This is a genomic window from Moritella sp., assembly GCF_033791185.1.
Taxonomy (GTDB): domain Bacteria; phylum Pseudomonadota; class Gammaproteobacteria; order Enterobacterales; family Moritellaceae; genus Moritella.
The window spans coordinates 1-17,527 of record NZ_JASJHF010000008.1 but is presented as its reverse complement, the minus strand read 5'-3'; the positions used below and the strand labels follow the sequence as shown (position 1 = coordinate 17,527).

Below are 17,527 nucleotides of genomic sequence, written 5' to 3'. Positions count from 1 at the left end.
TTACCGTAATGCATTAAATCTGTGTGCTAATTCAATCAACACACAGTGCTTAAATTACAGTGATTCAGCCGTTGCGATTACGTTAGCAACAGTGAAACCGAACATTTCAAACAGTTGCTCAGCAGGAGCTGATTCGCCGAATGTAGTCATGCCGATGATAGCACCGTTAAAGCCAGTGTATTTGTGCCAGAAGTCAGCAATACCCGCTTCAACTGCAACGCGTTTAACAACGTCTGACGGTAAAACAGATTCACGGTACGCAGCGTCTTGCTTGTCAAATACGTCTGTAGCAGGCATAGATACAACGCGAACCTTACGGCCTTTCGCTGTAAGCTCTGCTGCTGCTTTAGTACAAAGTTCAACTTCAGAACCAGTAGCGATAAGGATAAGCTCTGGTTTGCCATCACAATCAACTAGCGTGTAACCACCTTTAGCAACGTTTGCTAATTGTGCTTCATCACGCGGCATAGGTGCTAGACCTTGGCGGCTGAAGATAAGTGCAGTAGGACCATCTTTACGTTCAATTGCATGTTTCCAAGCAACTGCTGATTCAACTGAATCACATGGACGCCATGCGCTCATGTTTGGTGTCATACGTAAACTAGCAATTTGTTCTACAGGTTGGTGAGTTGGACCATCTTCACCTAAACCGATTGAATCATGTGTATAAACTTGGATGTTTTGCACTTTCATCAATGCAGCCATACGCATTGCGTTACGCGCATATTCCATGAACATTAGGAATGTAGCACCGTAAGCCGTGAAGCCACCGTGTAGAGACATACCGTTGATGATTGCAGTCATACCGAACTCACGAACACCATAGTGTAAGTAGTTACCTGATGCGTCATCAGCAGTGATTGCTTTAGTACCAGACCACATAGTTAAGTTAGATGGTGCTAAATCAGCTGAGCCACCTAGTAGTTCAGGTAATAATGTACCGAACTCTTCGATACAGTTTTGTGATGCTTTACGTGTTGCTACTTTTGCAGAGTCAGCTTGTAGCTGTTTGATGTAGCTAGACGTTTTAGCTTCCCAATCAGCTGGTAATTGACCAGAAGTACGACGTGCGTATTCTGCAGCTAGTTCAGGATATGCCGCTTCATATGCAGCAAATTTTTCATTCCATGCAGCTTCAGCTTGTGCGCCAGCTTCATTAGCATCCCATTCAGAATAGATATCTGCAGGGATTTCGAATGCAGGGTGTTTCCAACCTAATTTTTCACGTGTTGCAATGATTTCTGCGTCACCTAGAGGAGCACCATGACAGTCATGCGTACCTTCTTTGTTTGGTGAACCAAAGCCAATGACTGTTTTACAACAGATAAGACTTGGACGTGATGTTTCAGCTTTAGATGCATCAATTGCCGCTTGGATTTCTGCAGGGTTATGACCGTCTACAGAAACAACATGCCAACCGTAAGCTTCAAAACGTTTCACAGTATCGTCTGTGAACCAGCCGTCTACTTCACCGTCAATTGAAATACCGTTGTCATCCCAGAATGCAACAAGCTTGCCTAGGCCTAATGTGCCAGCAAGTGAACATGCTTCGTGTGAGATACCTTCCATTAGGCAACCATCGCCTAGGAAAGAATAAGTGAAGTGATCAACAACTTCATGTTCAGGTTTGTTGAACTGTGCTGCTAATGTTTTTTCAGCAATCGCCATACCAACAGCGTTAGTGATACCTTGGCCTAGAGGACCAGTTGTTGTTTCGATACCAGGTGCGTAACCGTATTCAGGGTGACCAGGGGTCTTAGAATGCAGTTGACGGAAGTTTTTCAATTCTTCGATTGGTAATGCATAACCTGTTAAATGTAACAGTGAGTAAATTAGCATTGAACCATGACCGTTAGAAAGAATAAAGCGATCACGATCAACCCAATTTGGATTTGCTGGATTATGGTTAAGATTCTTGCGCCATAATACTTCGGCAATATCTGCCATGCCCATTGGTGCGCCTGGATGGCCTGAATTTGCTTGTTGAACTGCGTCCATACTAAGGGCACGAATCGCGTTCGCTAGCTCTTGACGAGATGGCATATTTTGCTCCTGCTGAAGTTAATTTAAAATACTTTTAAGTTGTTATATTGTCATAAAACGATCTTATGTATAACAACTTTTTTTACTTTATTTATGTTTATCGGATTTTCCGTTCTCAATGATGTATTTACACCCTGAGTCAACCAGAGTACCTTTCGAGTGAAAGTACCTTAACACTCAAATGAATCGAAATATGCTGTGATGTTCACAATAATGTGAACATCACGCATAAATATTATTTTATTCACCCCAAAAAATAATATATCGCCTAACCAAAAAGGAATACTATCAAAGCTGTTTATTCGTTATACTGTTTTCGCATTTATTCTCTACGAATTAAAATGACTTCATTGCACTTACATCACTTGCTCAGGTAGCTAATACGCATGGCTAAATCACCCAATTTTAGATTTTTTCAAGGTGGTCTTCTTAAACACCGCACCAGCCCAAAATCACTCTCAACCAAACATGACTATATCGTCTTACTTGCCCTTTCTGCGGGGGTAGGTGCTTTAACGGGTCTGATTATTGCCTTGTTTGAAGGTTCTATCTTGTGGGTTAATGATCACCGCATGCAATTTTTTGAACAACTTACATTTCCCTCTGCAATAAATATTATGCTGATGATGTTAGTAGGGGCGGTTATGGTTGGGTTTGCCTTCTGGCTCACCCACCGTTTTGCTCCGGAGACTGGCGGTAGCGGTATCCCTCATATCGAAGGCGCGCTCGATGGTATCTATGACATTCGCTGGCGCCGTGTTTTACCCATTAAGTTTATTGCCGGAACGCTAGCCATAGGCTCAGGCATGGTGCTAGGCCGCGAAGGCCCATCAATTCAAATCGGTGGCGCGATCGGACGTATGTTTTCAGATACAGCCAAACGCTATGCACATGCAACACATATTTTAACCGCGGCAGGCGCCTCAGCAGGTCTGGCAGCAGCATTTAATGCACCACTTGCGGGGATATTATTTGTCATTGAAGAGATGCGCCCACAGTTTCGTTATAATATCACATCGATAAAATGTGTGACGTTAGCAGCAGCAGTTGCAACTATTGTAATGCGCTCATTTCATGGGCAACAAGCGGTTATGCACATCCCCAAATTTACCGTGCCACCGCTCACTTCGCTTTGGCTATTTCTGCTGTTGGGCACGATTTTTGGTGTCATCGGGGTGAATTTCAACCGCTGGATTTTAAGCAGCACCAAATATCTAAAACAGCGACAAGATGAAAAGCTCAGTCGTATAGTAATGACAGGTATGGCATTTGGCGGGGTATTTACCCTCATGCAAATTATTGCGCCGGATACCGCAGGCAGTGGTATTGAGTTAATTACCACAATTATTCAGGACCCGCTAACCTGGCTGCTACTCGTCGCATTATTCCTAGTACGTTTATTCGGCACTATCGCTTGTTTTGCTTCAGGCGCACCAGGCGGTGTATTTACTCCTATGCTCACGCTGGGTACTTTATTTGGTTTAGCCTATGGCGTGATTGCTGCCGATTTATTTCCTGGCTTCGTCGCAGAGCCTGCGGTATATGCAGTTGCTGGTATGGGGGCATTATTTGCAGCCACCGTCCGAGCACCAGTAACTGGTATCGTATTAGTGGTTGAGATGACAGATAACTATGCGCTTATTTTACCTTTGCTGATGACCTGCCTAGGCGCGACATTTATTGCACAGGCATTGGGTGGTAAACCACTTTATTCTGAATTGCTGAAATTATCATTGCGGGAAAATAAAGAATTAACGCAACACAATAAGTAGAAAATAATAACATGACACGTTTTCAAATTAAGTCATTATTACTTTAAAATATTACGCTTAAAAAATTAAAGCATCCAATAAAGGATGCTTTAATTTACAATAATATTAAGTTCTGCTCGCGCTTAGAAGATCCACGCTAAACCAAATAATACATCCGCTGTTAGACGCTCATCGGGCATTTTGTCGTATGTCACAGTTGTGTGATTATATTCAACAAAGAAATGTGCTGTAGGCATTACCGCATAGCTAGCACGCGCAACCCACTGTGTATAATTCTCTGTATCACCAAATGCGAGAATTTCTGGACTGTAATGGAATTCCGCTTCTAAGCTAAACTCTTCAGTCAAACGTAAGCCACCTAAACCACCAAATGCTAATGCATAACCATCACCATTGTCGTTATCCATTCTCATGGCTTTAGCGCCGAGTTCAAAAAATGTTGCACCCGCATCTTGAAACGCATAAAGACCAGTATCTACTGTATAACCATTGTCGATAGTCTGTAGATAATCACCTTTTAACTTAAGCGCTTCTTGCATTTCAATGTCATAGCCCAAAACGATATTATCGTTATCGAAAGCAAGTGAGATGTTTGATGCTGCGCAGCTAAAGCTAGCAAGTAATCCGGCAGTGATAACTAATGATTTTTTCAATGACACTTTATTATTCCCAATGGCAAATGAGTGGTAATTACATGTAATGATAGTAAACGGATAATTATTTTCAGTTGAAAAATGCTCGTCACTTCATACTTTTAATACTTTCGTACTATGCTACTGCATATTGGCTATTTATTACATATATACATAAATAAAAATCCATCGAGAATGATAATTTTAAAGCTATTTACAAAATTAATATGACCTAGGACTATCTTAATAGCTGTAAAGTGGTTTAGAATAGCCGTCTAGATGTTAAAACTTCTACACATATGAACGTACATTACGTCGATTGTGTTTAAATTAAGAGAGAATTAAAACCATGGCTAAACACTTGTTTACCTCTGAGTCAGTATCAGAAGGTCATCCTGATAAAATTGCAGACCAAATATCCGATGCTGTACTTGATGCAATCATCGCTCAAGACCCTAAAGCACGCGTAGCCTGTGAGACTTATGTTAAAACCGGTATGGTTATGGTTGGCGGTGAAGTGACAACTGACGCTTGGGTTGATATCGAAGAGATCACCCGTAAAACAGTACGTGAAATCGGTTACATCAACTCAGAAATGGGTTTTGATGCTGACTCTTGCGCTGTATTAAACACAATCGGTAAGCAATCTCCAGACATCAATCAAGGTGTTGACCGTGAAGATCCACTAGAGCAAGGCGCTGGCGACCAAGGTTTAATGTTTGGTTATGCAAACAATGAAACTGAAGAGTTAATGCCTGCACCTATTACTTACTCGCACAAATTGGTTAAACGCCAAGCTGAAGTACGTAAAAGCGGTACACTTCCTTGGTTACGCCCTGATGCAAAAAGCCAAATCACATTTGCTTATGATGACGGTAAAATTGTTGGCATCGATGCAGTTGTACTTTCAACTCAGCATTCTGAAGATATCAAACAAGCAGACCTAGTTGAAGCAGTGATGGAAACAATCATCAAGCCAGTACTACCTGAACAATGGTTAAACAAAGACACTAAGTTCTTCATTAACCCAACCGGTCGTTTTGTTATTGGTGGTCCAGTAGGTGACTGTGGTTTAACGGGTCGTAAGATTATCGTTGATACATACGGCGGCATGGCTCGTCACGGCGGCGGTGCATTCTCTGGTAAAGATCCATCAAAAGTGGATCGTAGTGCAGCATACGCAGCACGTTATGTAGCGAAAAACATTGTCGCGGCTGGCCTAGCTGATCGTTGTGAAATCCAAGTTTCTTACGCAATCGGTGTTGCTGAACCAACATCAATCTCTATTGAAACATTCGGTACCGGTAAAGTAAGTGAAGAACTACTGATTAAACTTGTTCGCGAACATTTCGAACTACGCCCATACGGTCTAATCGAAATGCTTGATCTTAAACGCCCTATTTACCAAAATACAGCGGCTTATGGTCACTTCGGTCGCAGCGAATTCTCTTGGGAAGCAACAGATAAAGCTGACATCCTACGTGATGCAGCAGGTCTTTAATCGACATTAGCGTTAAGCTAATAGTGACTAATTAATCGTTGCTAGTTGATATAGTTCATTGACAGTTGATAGTAACAGGCGCTTTTGGTAATTTAACCAAAGCGCCTTTTTTATAGATATCGATCATGTCTGACGACTTACACCAAGCAAGCCTAACACCCAAAATGTTAGAAACATTAGTATTAGATAAAATCACTGCCTGTTATCAGCAAGCCGAACAACGCTTAGACCGAACCTTCTCCCGTCCAATTATCAACTTCAATCAACGTGGTAAAGCCGCCGGTAGCGCCAGATTACAAAGCAATGAGTTGCGCTTTAATCCTATTTTATTACAAGAAAACCAGCAACACTTTATAATGCATACAGTCCCGCATGAGGTTGCTCATCTATTAACTTACCAACTTTATGGTCGTACTAAGCCCCACGGTAAAGAGTGGCAGCAAATCATGAATCAAATCTTTGAACTCACAGCCAACACGACACACAGCTATGACGTCTCGAGTGTGAAAGGCAAAACCTTTACTTATATTTGCCAATGTACAGAGCATCAACTAACAATTCGTCGCCATAATAAAATTGTCCGTGATAATATAAAATATACTTGTCGTTTTTGCAAACAAAGTTTAATCGTAAAATATTAAATAATATTTAATAACAATAAGTTAACTCAAGCCCACAAAGCTGACAACTTGTTTGATAATAATCTAAAAAATTAGTTTATATAGGTGTATTTATCTAAATTCATCAGATAAAATAACTTTATACATACCATTGTGATTAGGAAATTAGGTTATGACTCACACGTTAGACACTGCGAAATCAACCGATTATGAAATGGAAAAACTGATAACAGCAGTTTTAAAGCGTAACAAAGATCAAGCAGAGCAGATCGCTCGAAATCTTGACCTTAGTGCTTTATCAATCTCTCAACGTATTTTCATGGCAAAGTCCGGTGTATTAAAAGAAACAATGTTATTAGACTCTGATATCGCAGTGCGTTACGCCGCTTCTCGCGCAAACTAGTCCACCTCGATATCTAAAGAGCAGTAATTACCTTCTGCTCTTTTTTATCTCTGTTTTTTACCTCGATGTTGATATCTTAGCAAAACCAGCTATTGCTTGCCTCGTGTTACTTATTTCTATCTTCTTTATATACCTCTCTTAAATTAAACCGTCTATCGCCAACTCACCTTAAGTGATTGATTATATCGTCTTGTTTTAGCTGTGCTACAATATTGCATTATTACATTGGAGCAGTCTGTAATGTTAAAACAACTCAGTATTATAGTTATATCAACCTCATTATTATTCCCTTCCTTCTCTAATGCTTCTGACGGCGGTAATCAAACTAACCAATCTTTTAATAAAGCCAAAAAAATGCTCGAGCGAGAGGTTTACACTCAAGTGCCCAAACTGACTATTTATTGTCAGGCCGATTTTAATAGTAAGAAGAAGATCACTGATCACAATGGTTTTAGCTCAACAAAGCATGTAAAACGTCAGGCGAAAGTGGAATGGGAGCATGTGGTGCCAGCGGAGAACTTCGGGCGTAATTTTAAAGAATGGCGTGAAGGTGATAATGCCTGTGTAAACAGTAAAGGAAAAAGCTTTAAAGGCCGCCGTTGCGCCGAAAAACTCAATATCCCTTACCGTTATATGCAAGCAGATATGTACAATCTCTACCCTGCCATTGGTGCGGTGAACGCCCTACGCAGTAACTACAACTTCGCATCTCAGGTATCAGCCGAGAAGAACCAATTCGGCAGCTGTCCCATCAAAATTAACAATAAAACCGTACAGCCACCAAACTATGCCAAAGGTGAAATAGCTCGCGCGTATCTGTATATGGAATCAGCTTACCCTGAATACAAAATAGGTAGACAGAAACGAGAGTTACAAGCCTGGGATAAGCAATACCCAGTGACAAGCAGCGAATGTCGACGCACTCAGTTAATTGAAAGCTTACAAGGTAACGAAAACCGTGTGGTTAAGTCCGCCTGTTTAGATCGTGGATTATGGTAAGAAGCAGAAATTAATGAGGTAATACGGTCTACATCGCCAATATTAAATTATTGCTTTGTAGACCTATACTTAAGTTAGATTATTCCATTCTAGCTGTAATCTGTGGTAGTTAACACCAATCCATTGTTGTAATTCATATAACTGCTTAAAGGGTATTACACCACTGATGACACTGCCGTCGGCAATCGCAACACGGCAGTTTCTTTCTTTATATTGCGCTAATACATGCGGTGTTTTAACTTTATTTGGATGACCGACTTGAGTCGAAAGACCAAGAAATATCGTACTCGATACCATTACTTACCTTTAATATAACACCTGATTTTTAGTGATTATCAATAATTCATCATAAAAATAAAGAGCACAAATAAAAACATCGCAAAAATTTGTGCCTAGACAGTCGATATTTACTACCGATAAAAACAGAATTTACTCATAGTAAGTACGCTCTATGCAGTTCCATATAAACTTCTGAAAACGCTAATTTAGGCTTACAGATTGTAACTAAAAAGAGTTAAACATAGCAGTGTTTAGTAAAGAGGATTATACTGCCGATTAAATGGTTCACCCTATTAAATACTAACTTAGCTATCCTGCCTTCACTCTAGTATTTGTATTGGTGTTATATAAAAAAATGTCAAAAAATAATACGTTATTATCTCGCTTCTCAAACGAATCAAGCGTCCTGTTAAAACTATCCGTTCCTATCATGATCACCCAGCTTGCAACACAAGCGATGGGCTTTGCCGATACTGTAATGGCCGGTCGTGTTAGTCCTGTAGATCTTGCCGCAATAGCCCTCGGCACAAGTTTATGGCTACCTGCATTGCTGCTATTACGTGGGTTAATCATGGCACTCACACCCATAACAGCTTTTCATCGCGGCGCTAATAAACACACGCAAATCGCTACCGAACTGGTACAAATGCTATGGATAGTACTCGCCAGTAGTATCATGCTTATTATTTACCTTAATTTCGGAGAAGTGATCTTAACGTCCATTAATGTGGCAAAAGAGGTCATACCCGTAGCAAGTGATTATGCTATCGCCCTTACTTATGGCGTACCGGGGATCGCGTTATTTTACACCCTTAATGCCTTCTGTGAAGGGATGAACAACACTAAAGCGCCCATGGTATTTTCAATTATTGGTTTATTCATTAACGTGCCAATTAATTATATTCTCATTTACGGAAAATTAGGGGTTCCTGCGTTAGGTGCTGTCGGTAGTGGCTTTGCCACCAGCATTGTTTATTGGCTCATGTCATTGATGTTATTTATATATATAAAACGCCATGCAGATTATAAGCATATTTTCCAAAATATCGATTTTAGCCCTAAACTAGCGCAAGTTTGGTCATTGTTAAAACTGGGGTTACCGATTGGAATTAATATTGCGATCAGTGGCAGCATCTTTGCGGTTATCGCTTTATTAATTGGCCGATTAGGTGCTGCTAATATTGCCGCGGCACAAATTGCCTTAAGCATTTCGAGCATGACCTATGTGATCCCAATGAGTCTCGCATTTGGTATCACTATCCGTGTCGGTTATGCACTTGGTCGTGGTGATGAAGCTGCTGCAATATTAAAAACCAAAGTGGGTATTATTAATGCCATCTTAATCTCATTGGTTGCTTCGAGTGCATTTTTATTTTTCCCCGAATTGATAACCAGTATCTATACCAAAGATCCTATGATTGCAGCAACGGCAACAACGCTACTTGCCTACACCGCGGCTTACCAAATGAGTGACGCACTGCAAACATCCATTAGTGGTGCATTACGCGGTTATAAAGATACCAAAGTACCGATGTTCTTAGCATGCATGGCTTATTGGGGTGTTGCTTTACCGTTAGGCGTGATGTTGAGTATGACAGATATTATTGGGCCAGCGCGTGGCGAAAGTGGTTTTTGGATCGCGATCATTACAGGCTTAACACTTGGCGCATTTCTCTTGTTTATACGTTTGATTTATGTGATTAAAAAACGTAGTAAATCAATAGCCACCAACCATGATCTGGCAGCGGCTCTGGTACATTAAATATCAGCGGGTCCATATCTTCTGTGGACCTGCGAACGCTTACCTCCAGAATAACCTCTAATATCCTTTCTGAAGGATACGCTGATATAAAATCACACTCTCATCATCTACACACTTTTTATCCATTTTACAGTTACAATGTCCTATATCATCACCTCGCCCCAAAGGACTAACATGAAAATTGATCTGACATTAAGCGGCTTAGCTGCACAAAAGCACACATTCACCTTGCCACTTGATTACAACAAACCTGACGGTGACACGATTGACGTATTTGTACGTGAGCTTGTCGCCCCAGATAAGCAAGATCAAGACCTGCCGTATTTGGTTTATTTTCAAGGTGGTCCAGGTTTTGGCGCTGTGCGTCCGATGGCCAATGGCGGCTGGATCAAACGTGCATTGCAAGAATATCGGGTATTGCTGTTAGATCAGCGTGGTACAGGGCTATCATCGCCAATCAGTTCAGTCAGTCTTGGTCACTTAACGCCAAGTGAACAAGCCAACTACCTCACCCATTTCCGCGCTGATAATATTGTCCGTGATGCAGAAGCTATCCGCGCACAATTATCACCGTTTAATACCTGGAGCATCATCGGCCAAAGCTTCGGTGGTTTCTGTGTATTACGTTATCTAACTGCTGCGCCAGAAGGACTAACGCAAGCCTTTGTTACTGGAGGATTACCCTCTCTAACACGTCCTGCTGAGGAGGTTTATCAAGCCACCTATAAACGTGTATTGGCAAAAAATAATGACTTCTTTAGCCGTTTTAGCGACGCGCAAGACCTTATTACTGCATTAGCCAAGCATATTAGCGAACACGATACTTACCTAGCTACAGGTGAGAAACTTACCGTTGAAATGTTGCAACTACTTGGTGTTAACATTGGCATGGAAGAAGGCCCAGAAGCAGTTTATTACCTACTTGAACAGGCGCTTATCACTACGCCTACAGGCGCACAAGTTAATCCACTATTCTTGGCACAGTTCTGTCAGTTTCTTGATTTCAATACTAACCCGATCTTTGCCGTGCTGCACGAATCTATCTACTGCCAGCAGCAAGCATCAAATTGGGCGGCACATCATGTTCGCGCTGATTATGATCAATTTAATTATAAGGCCGGTAAGCCATTCTTATTCACTGGTGAAATGATTTATCCGTGGATGTTCGAACAATTTAATAACTTAAAACCACTGCAATCAGCAGCGCAACTGTTAGCTGAAAAACAAGATTGGTCAGATCTTTACGACCTTGAGGTACTTAAAAACAACCAAGTACCGGTGGCTACAGCTATCTATAGCGAAGACATGTATGTGGAAATGCAATACAGCTTAGAAACGGCCGCACGCGTGAACAAGCTAAAATACTGGTTAACGTCAGAGTTCGAACACAACGGTATTCGTATGGACGGTGACAAGGTGTTGAGCAAATTAATCGACCTTAATAGCGGCTTACAACTACGCTAAACCTTGATAGCTACAGCTTGATAAAACGCGTAATTAACTCATGATTCTGTACTGATTAACCAACTATTTGAAAGACTAACCGATAAATTTACTCGGCCAATTAAAAAAGTGGGTATAATCATTTTATTAACTACATATTTAAATAAAGGTAACCAGCATGCGTCATCCTCGCATCTTCGAATCCGGCGAACTAATCGTAGGTTCTAGCTTTGAATTATCACCAGACGGCGCAGGCCACGTTGGTCGTGTATTACGCATGACAACCGGTGATACGCTAACTTTATTTAACGGTAAAGGTGGCCAATACCAAGCCACAATTGAACAAACCACAAAAAAATCAGTGACAGTTCATATTGACGAATTCCAAGATATTAACAGTGAATCACCATTAAAAATCCACCTTGGTCAAGCGATCTCGCGTGGTGAAAAAATGGATTTCACCATTCAAAAATCGGTCGAACTGGGTGTAACAACGATCACGCCACTGTTTAGTGAGCGTTGTGGTGTTAAGTTATCTGGCGAACGTTTAGAGAAAAAAGTACAGCAATGGCAAAAAATTGTCATTTCTGCCTGCGAACAAAGTGGCCGTAACTTCGTGCCACAAGTATTAGCACCAAAACAATTAAAAGACTGGGCAGCAGAACAAACAACAGAACTTAAATTGAACCTGCACCCACGCGCAAAATACAGCATTAACACTTTACCCGAGCCGACCAATGGCGTGCGTTTGTTAATTGGTCCTGAAGGCGGTTTATCTGCGGATGAAATCAGTATGACGGAACAATTTAACTTTGAAGAAACGCTATTAGGTCCTCGAGTATTACGAACAGAAACAGCAGCATTAACGGCGATCACCGCACTACAATGCCGCTTTGGCGATTTAGGATAGGATAAAGAATATGACAATTAAACTTGGCATCGTGATGGATCCCATTGCAGACATCAACATTAAAAAAGATTCTAGCTTTGCAATGTTAATGGAAGCGCAAAACCGTGGTTACGAACTTTTCTACATGGAAATGCAAGACCTATTTATGCTTGAAGGCCGTGCATATGCTGCGTCTCGTTCATTGAAAGTACAACAAGATCCAGCTAACTGGTACGAACTAGGTGAAGAAACTAATCACCTAATTTCAGATTTAGACGTGGTATTAATGCGTAAAGATCCACCGTTCGATACTGAATTTGTTTATGCTACTTACATGCTGGAACGCGCTGAAGACGAAGGCACGTTAATCGTTAACAAACCACAAAGCCTACGTGATGCCAATGAAAAACTGTACACGGCATGGTTTAGCGAATTCACGCCAACAACCCTAGTAACACGTCGTAAAGACAAATTACGTGCATTCCATAACGAACACAAAGATGTGATCTTAAAGCCATTAGATGGCATGGGCGGCGCATCAATTTTCCGTCTGAACGAACAAGATAAAAACGTAAGTGTGATCATCGAAACACTGACTGAACATGAAACGCGTTACTGCATGGCACAAAAATTCATTCCTGATATCAAAGATGGCGACAAACGCATCCTCGTAATTGATGGTGAACCGGTACCATATTGCCTAGCCCGTATCCCTGCAAGTGGTGAAACACGCGGTAATATCGCCGCTGGCGGCCGTGGTGAAGCACGTCCACTGTCTGAAAGTGATTGGAAAATTGCGAAAGCATTGGGTCCTAAATTAAAAGAAAAAGGCCTGATCTTTGTTGGTCTAGACGTTATTGGCGACAAGCTAACTGAAATCAACGTAACTAGCCCTACATGTATCCGTGAAATCGAAGCGGCTTATGATGTTAGCGTTACAGGCATGTTGATGGATGCGATTGAAGCGCGTTTAAACAAAGACTAATTTATCTGCCGATCTGAAATAAAATAATAAATCATAGCTTAATGGTTACAGCCACCGCTTAAGCTATGGTTTTCTGCCATAATAAACTCACAGCTAACAATAAAAGACAGGCCTATGGACTCTTTGCAAGATCACTTCCTTATCGCAATGCCGAGTATGAAAGATGGCATTTTCGAGCGCTCAGTTATCTATATCTGTGAACATAATAACGAAGGTGCGATGGGTATCATCATCAATCTTCCCGTCAATATTTCTATCGACGAATTATTATCACAAACAGTCGAAGCTGACTTGGATGATGAAACGGCGTCTACAACCGATACCAAAACGGTTATCAATGATCCGGTATTCAAAGGTGGTCCTGTCTCAGAAGATCGTGGTTTTGTATTGCATACTGCCTACCCTGGTTTTAGCTCTAGTTTACAAATTAATGATGAATTAATGATCACCTCATCATTGGATGTATTAGCAACACTTGGCACCAACAAACAACCAGACAATTATATTGTCGCGTTAGGTTATTCAGGTTGGAGTAAAGGGCAGTTAGAACAAGAAATTGCCGACAACAGTTGGTTAACTATTAACGCTGACAAAAATATCTTATTTAAAGTACCTGTACACCAACGCTGGGAACAGGCGGTACAAAAAATAGGTATCGACGTCAGCCAATTATCTAGTCAGGTAGGACACTCTTAACATAAAGGGGCCTACGGAGAAGAATATGAGTAATGCAGAAAGCGGACAAAGAACCTTACTTGGTTTTGATTTTGGAACAAAAAGTATTGGTATTGCTGTTGGCCAAGAGATCACTGGCACAGCCCGCCCGCTTGTAGCTTTTAAAGCCAATGATGGTATTCCAGATTGGGATTTAATCGAGCAACAAATTAAAGAATGGCAACCCGATCTGGTTATCGTCGGTAAACCACTCAACATGGATGGTACCGAACAAGAGATCACCAAGCGGGCGATTAAGTTTGCCAATCGCCTAACTGGCCGGTTTAATGTCAAAACAGAAATGCATGACGAACGCCTCACCACTAAAGATGCCAAAGCGCGTTTATTTGAAGAAGGTGGTTTTAAAGCCCTGCAAAAAGGCGCAATTGATAGTGCCTCAGCCATGGTCATTTTGGAAGGCTGGATGGAATCGCAATACGGCGCAGAGTTATAAACATTTATAGATAGTTATAGCCATTTATAAGTGCTTACCGTACTTGTAAATAGGATCATTGCCAAGGAGTTGCACAGCATGACGTTTATTCACGGTTTATTACAACGCCTATTATTCACTGTTGGCGTCATGTTATTTATGCAACTCCCGCAATTTATTGATCATTACAGTCAGCAGCTTTCCGGTTATTACCTCGCCCAGCAAACCCAGCTACAACAATTTCAATTAATTGCCGATACTAATTTTAATGGTCAGCTCACTACGCTGATTAACGATTTTAATGCCAGTCCAGCGCCTGCAGTTCAGCAAGTGGGTAAGCAAGTATTCACCTTACAACAATCAGTGCCTGGATTAGCGGTTGATTTAGCGATCCTAACCGAGGGTAGTTATGTGAATAAATTGCATTATTTTATGACGCGTGTAGACAGCAAGTTAGCTGAGAATACCTTATCACTGTTCACCCCTGGTATACCGTTGAGCCAAGCTGCATTACTGACCGGCTTGATTGGTGGTGTAAGCTTGAATCTACTTTGGTTGTTAAGTTTAAAATTGCTATCACTGGTTTTTTTACGCTCACATATTAAAGTTAATAAGCCTATTTAATGGCGTTGTAAAAGCATCAATTAAGGAATTATTATGAAGAACGTCATCATTGTTGGTGCCACAGGCGCAACAGGTAACCAACTCATGCAGCAGTTACTCAATGATACGGCAGTTGAGAATATCTATGTCGTACATTATCGACCAACGTCTTTTAAACACCTCGATAAAGTGACTGAGATCACCCTCGATTTAGGTAATTTTAATGATTTAGCCATTACCGTGGATAGTGCAACTGAAATTGATTGTGCTTACTGTTGCCTTGGTACTACACGCAAAAAAGCAGGGTCATTGGCCGCATTTAGACAAGTAGATAAAGACTATATTGTTAACTTTGGAGCTTGGGTAGCAAATCATACTAACGCGCAATTGCATGTTATCAGCGCTGTTGGTGCGAATGCTAAATCGGTAAGTAGTTATTTACAAACGAAAGGTGAAACAGAGCAATTATTACGTCAGTTACCGCTCGCAGCATTATTTCTGTATCAACCAACGCTGTTACACGGTAAACGAGAGCAATTTAGATTAATGGAAGCCGTCGCTTATTATCCACTAGCAATATTATCTCTGTTGCCGCTAACTCTATTAAAGCAGCAAAAGCCGATTGCCATCGACCAACTTGCTAATGCTATGTATCAACTGGGTCAGCAAGTAACAAGTGGTCATCACGTGATCAGTAGCTTAGAGATCCAACAGTACTGAAGCCTTATTAATACGATGCCTTCATCAATACCAACTTAATTGTCTGCACGCAGTTCAGTAGCCGCTTCAAGCACTAACTGGCGGAACCAAATGTGGCTAGCATCATGGTGTAATAACGGACTCCAGATCATCTTCAATTCAATTTTGGGGATCGGAAATGGTGGTTCGAGCAAAGTATAGTCACTGTTATTTCTATGAATGAGTGCCGCTTGAGTCGGTAATGTAGCAATCAATTCATCTTGCAGCGCCAGTTGCATCGCCACATTATAGTTACGGGTAAATACCTTGATATCCCGTTTCTTGCCTAAGCGATTAAGCGCTTCATCAACCCAACCTAACTTCTGTACATCATGCGGGTTCATGCCGACGCCAACACCAAAACCGGTTTTAGATACCCACACATGTTTTGATGCTAAATAATGATTCAAATTAAATTTATTTACGATCGGGCTATCCGCATTCATCATGCAGGTGAACGAATCATGCCAGAGGGTTTTTTGATAAAACGACTGGGGTAATTCATCAAAACGGTTGATCGCCATATCAATCTTACCTTCCTCTACATCATGGAAGGTCACATCAGATGGCGTCATAATATCAACGGTCATGTTGGGGGCGACTTTACTTAATTTGCTCAGCAGGCGCGGTATCAGCGTTGATTCAGCATAATCACTGGCCATTATCCGAAAGACACGCTGGCTGCTTTGATCAAATTCTTTTTCTTCTTGTAAGGCTTCCTCGAGTTCTAACAGTACTTTTCTGATCACTGGCGCCAATTTACGTGCCTTTTCAGTCGGGGTCATGCCATCAGAGGTACGCACTAAAACAGGATCATCAAGTAAGGTGCGTAAGCGACGTAAACCATTGCTCATAGCAGGCTGGGTAATATTAAGCATACTCGCCGCGCGAGTTACATTCTTCTCCCTAAGTAAAACATCGAAGTAAATCAATAGATTAAGATCAATCCCTGATATATTCATAAAATAAATACCCACCATAAAATATTAATAAAACAAGCTTAGCTCAATGATATAGCAACTTTTATTAGGTTAATCTTGTCCATAAATAACCATTATCACCAGAATACACCATAAATAAGCTAAATTAACAGTCAATATCATTCACGTTGTGAATGATGACTATAGAAATTATAAACTAACTAAATATCCATTGAACGTTTAATATTAACTCATCAAAACGCAAACGAATAAAAGGCTTTAGTCGCTGCGTTTCAATTTAATTAATCATCATTTGATAACTGTAAGGGATTTGCTATGTCAACATACAACACTGATATCGATTCGGTTGCTACACTGAAAGCTGAACAAGGTTCTAAATGGGCTGCAATTAACCCAGAATATGCGGCGCGTATGCGAGCTCAAAACCGTTTTAAAACCGGGATTGAAATTGCGCAATACACAGCAGATATTATGCGTGCTGATATGGAAAACTACGATAATGATTCGTCATTGTACACGCAGTCTTTAGGTTGCTGGCATGGTTTTATCGGTCAACAAAAAATGATTTCTATTAAGAAACATTTTGAAAACAATACTGACCGTCGTTACCTTTACCTTTCAGGTTGGATGGTTGCTGCATTACGCTCTGAGTTTGGTCCACTACCAGACCAATCAATGCATGAAAAAACATCTGTTTCAGATCTAATCGAAGAACTATACACTTTCCTACGTCAAGCAGATGCACGTGAACTAGGCGGTTTCTTCCGTGA

The 17,527-nt window shown here is 41.0% G+C and carries 17 protein-coding genes and 1 pseudogene; 14 read left to right on the top strand and 4 right to left on the bottom strand.

Translation table 11 applies throughout. The annotated features are described in order from the left end of the window. Positions 1–54 precede the first annotated feature (54 nt). On the bottom strand, positions 55–2,043 hold the full coding sequence (gene tkt / locus QNK26_RS00425; protein ID WP_319220292.1) for a transketolase: 1,989 nt from the start codon (positions 2,041–2,043) through the stop codon (positions 55–57). Between the two features lie 386 nt (positions 2,044–2,429). On the opposite strand from tkt, the gene clcA reads away from it, so the two are divergent. Continuing rightward, positions 2,430–3,815 carry a H(+)/Cl(-) exchange transporter ClcA gene (clcA, locus tag QNK26_RS00420; RefSeq protein ID WP_319220291.1) on the top strand — a complete coding sequence of 462 codons (1,386 nt, stop codon included), beginning with the start codon at positions 2,430–2,432 and terminating at the stop codon, positions 3,813–3,815. A 122-nt stretch (positions 3,816–3,937) separates the two neighbouring features. On the opposite strand, the gene QNK26_RS00415 is transcribed toward clcA, so the two are convergent. Continuing rightward, complete coding sequence (locus QNK26_RS00415; RefSeq protein ID WP_319220290.1) at positions 3,938–4,474, bottom strand: YfaZ family outer membrane protein; 537 nt, start codon at positions 4,472–4,474, stop codon at positions 3,938–3,940. A 322-nt stretch (positions 4,475–4,796) separates the two neighbouring features. Here QNK26_RS00415 and metK point away from each other — a divergent pair, with 322 nt between their 5' ends. The 4 genes from metK to QNK26_RS00395 all read left to right on the top strand — a co-directional run bounded on the left by metK (position 4,797) and on the right by QNK26_RS00395 (position 7,970). Then, complete coding sequence (gene metK / locus QNK26_RS00410) at positions 4,797–5,948, top strand: methionine adenosyltransferase (protein WP_319220286.1); 1,152 nt, start codon at positions 4,797–4,799, stop codon at positions 5,946–5,948. Positions 5,949–6,073: 125 nt separating this feature from the next. Then, positions 6,074–6,589 (top strand): SprT family zinc-dependent metalloprotease, encoded by a 516-nt coding sequence (locus QNK26_RS00405; protein ID WP_319220284.1) that lies wholly within the window; start codon positions 6,074–6,076, stop codon positions 6,587–6,589. Positions 6,590–6,740: 151 nt separating this feature from the next. Next, entirely contained in the window at positions 6,741–6,971 is a 231-nt protein-coding gene (locus QNK26_RS00400) for a hypothetical protein (RefSeq protein ID WP_319220282.1), read from the top strand. A gap of 240 nt (positions 6,972–7,211) precedes the next feature. Then, positions 7,212–7,970, top strand: coding sequence for an endonuclease (locus QNK26_RS00395; RefSeq protein ID WP_319220280.1), 759 nt, complete (start codon positions 7,212–7,214; stop codon positions 7,968–7,970). Between the two features lie 69 nt (positions 7,971–8,039). On the opposite strand, the gene QNK26_RS00390 is transcribed toward QNK26_RS00395, so the two are convergent. Next, positions 8,040–8,267: a DUF4160 domain-containing protein gene (locus QNK26_RS00390; protein WP_319220278.1), complete on the bottom strand. Its 228-nt coding sequence runs from the start codon at positions 8,265–8,267 to the stop codon at positions 8,040–8,042. Positions 8,268–8,604: 337 nt separating this feature from the next. Between QNK26_RS00390 and QNK26_RS00385 the strand changes: the two genes are divergently transcribed. The 8 genes from QNK26_RS00385 to QNK26_RS00350 all read left to right on the top strand — a co-directional run bounded on the left by QNK26_RS00385 (position 8,605) and on the right by QNK26_RS00350 (position 15,798). Beyond that, on the top strand, positions 8,605–10,011 hold the full coding sequence (locus tag QNK26_RS00385; protein WP_319220276.1) for an MATE family efflux transporter: 1,407 nt from the start codon (positions 8,605–8,607) through the stop codon (positions 10,009–10,011). A 174-nt stretch (positions 10,012–10,185) separates the two neighbouring features. Continuing rightward, on the top strand, positions 10,186–11,475 hold the full coding sequence (locus tag QNK26_RS00380) for an alpha/beta fold hydrolase (protein ID WP_319220274.1): 1,290 nt from the start codon (positions 10,186–10,188) through the stop codon (positions 11,473–11,475). 157 nt (positions 11,476–11,632) lie between these two features. After that, on the top strand, positions 11,633–12,364 hold the full coding sequence (gene rsmE, locus QNK26_RS00375) for a 16S rRNA (uracil(1498)-N(3))-methyltransferase (protein ID WP_319220272.1): 732 nt from the start codon (positions 11,633–11,635) through the stop codon (positions 12,362–12,364). A 10-nt stretch (positions 12,365–12,374) separates the two neighbouring features. After that, a complete protein-coding gene (gene gshB / locus QNK26_RS00370; protein WP_319220270.1) occupies positions 12,375–13,328 on the top strand; it encodes a glutathione synthase in 954 nt (317 codons plus the stop codon). A gap of 114 nt (positions 13,329–13,442) precedes the next feature. Continuing rightward, positions 13,443–14,024 (top strand): YqgE/AlgH family protein, encoded by a 582-nt coding sequence (locus tag QNK26_RS00365; RefSeq protein WP_319220268.1) that lies wholly within the window; start codon positions 13,443–13,445, stop codon positions 14,022–14,024. A 25-nt stretch (positions 14,025–14,049) separates the two neighbouring features. Beyond that, complete coding sequence (ruvX, locus tag QNK26_RS00360; protein ID WP_017220155.1) at positions 14,050–14,496, top strand: Holliday junction resolvase RuvX; 447 nt, start codon at positions 14,050–14,052, stop codon at positions 14,494–14,496. 78 nt (positions 14,497–14,574) lie between these two features. Further along, positions 14,575–15,099, top strand: a complete 525-nt coding sequence (locus QNK26_RS00355; protein ID WP_319220266.1) for a DUF2937 family protein — start codon at positions 14,575–14,577, stop codon at positions 15,097–15,099. 33 nt (positions 15,100–15,132) lie between these two features. Next, positions 15,133–15,798: an NAD(P)H-binding protein gene (locus QNK26_RS00350; RefSeq protein ID WP_319220264.1), complete on the top strand. Its 666-nt coding sequence runs from the start codon at positions 15,133–15,135 to the stop codon at positions 15,796–15,798. A gap of 35 nt (positions 15,799–15,833) precedes the next feature. On the opposite strand, the gene QNK26_RS00345 is transcribed toward QNK26_RS00350, so the two are convergent. Then, positions 15,834–16,778 (bottom strand): LysR family transcriptional regulator, encoded by a 945-nt coding sequence (locus QNK26_RS00345; RefSeq protein ID WP_319220262.1) that lies wholly within the window; start codon positions 16,776–16,778, stop codon positions 15,834–15,836. Positions 16,779–17,072: 294 nt separating this feature from the next. On the opposite strand from QNK26_RS00345, the pseudogene QNK26_RS00340 reads away from it, so the two are divergent. Continuing rightward, a pseudogene (locus QNK26_RS00340) lies at positions 17,073–17,527 on the top strand (isocitrate lyase); the annotation flags it as partial.

What these genes read in the sequence shown, in the direction of transcription:
- QNK26_RS00395 (WP_319220280.1), top strand. Translation starts at nt 7,212, where the DNA reads ATGTTAAAACAACTCAGTATTATAGTTATATCAACCTCATTATTATTC.
- QNK26_RS00355 (WP_319220266.1), top strand. Translation starts at nt 14,575, where the DNA reads ATGACGTTTATTCACGGTTTATTACAACGCCTATTATTCACTGTTGGC.
- QNK26_RS00400 (WP_319220282.1), top strand. Translation starts at nt 6,741, where the DNA reads ATGACTCACACGTTAGACACTGCGAAATCAACCGATTATGAAATGGAA.
- metK (WP_319220286.1), top strand. Translation starts at nt 4,797, where the DNA reads ATGGCTAAACACTTGTTTACCTCTGAGTCAGTATCAGAAGGTCATCCT.
- QNK26_RS00345 (WP_319220262.1), bottom strand. Translation starts at nt 16,778, where the DNA reads ATGAATATATCAGGGATTGATCTTAATCTATTGATTTACTTCGATGTT.
- QNK26_RS00390 (WP_319220278.1), bottom strand. Translation starts at nt 8,267, where the DNA reads ATGGTATCGAGTACGATATTTCTTGGTCTTTCGACTCAAGTCGGTCAT.
- rsmE (WP_319220272.1), top strand. Translation starts at nt 11,633, where the DNA reads ATGCGTCATCCTCGCATCTTCGAATCCGGCGAACTAATCGTAGGTTCT.
- tkt (WP_319220292.1), bottom strand. Translation starts at nt 2,043, where the DNA reads ATGCCATCTCGTCAAGAGCTAGCGAACGCGATTCGTGCCCTTAGTATG.
- QNK26_RS00350 (WP_319220264.1), top strand. Translation starts at nt 15,133, where the DNA reads ATGAAGAACGTCATCATTGTTGGTGCCACAGGCGCAACAGGTAACCAA.
- QNK26_RS00385 (WP_319220276.1), top strand. Translation starts at nt 8,605, where the DNA reads ATGTCAAAAAATAATACGTTATTATCTCGCTTCTCAAACGAATCAAGC.
- ruvX (WP_017220155.1), top strand. Translation starts at nt 14,050, where the DNA reads ATGAGTAATGCAGAAAGCGGACAAAGAACCTTACTTGGTTTTGATTTT.
- QNK26_RS00405 (WP_319220284.1), top strand. Translation starts at nt 6,074, where the DNA reads ATGTCTGACGACTTACACCAAGCAAGCCTAACACCCAAAATGTTAGAA.
- gshB (WP_319220270.1), top strand. Translation starts at nt 12,375, where the DNA reads ATGACAATTAAACTTGGCATCGTGATGGATCCCATTGCAGACATCAAC.
- clcA (WP_319220291.1), top strand. Translation starts at nt 2,430, where the DNA reads ATGGCTAAATCACCCAATTTTAGATTTTTTCAAGGTGGTCTTCTTAAA.
- QNK26_RS00380 (WP_319220274.1), top strand. Translation starts at nt 10,186, where the DNA reads ATGAAAATTGATCTGACATTAAGCGGCTTAGCTGCACAAAAGCACACA.
- QNK26_RS00365 (WP_319220268.1), top strand. Translation starts at nt 13,443, where the DNA reads ATGGACTCTTTGCAAGATCACTTCCTTATCGCAATGCCGAGTATGAAA.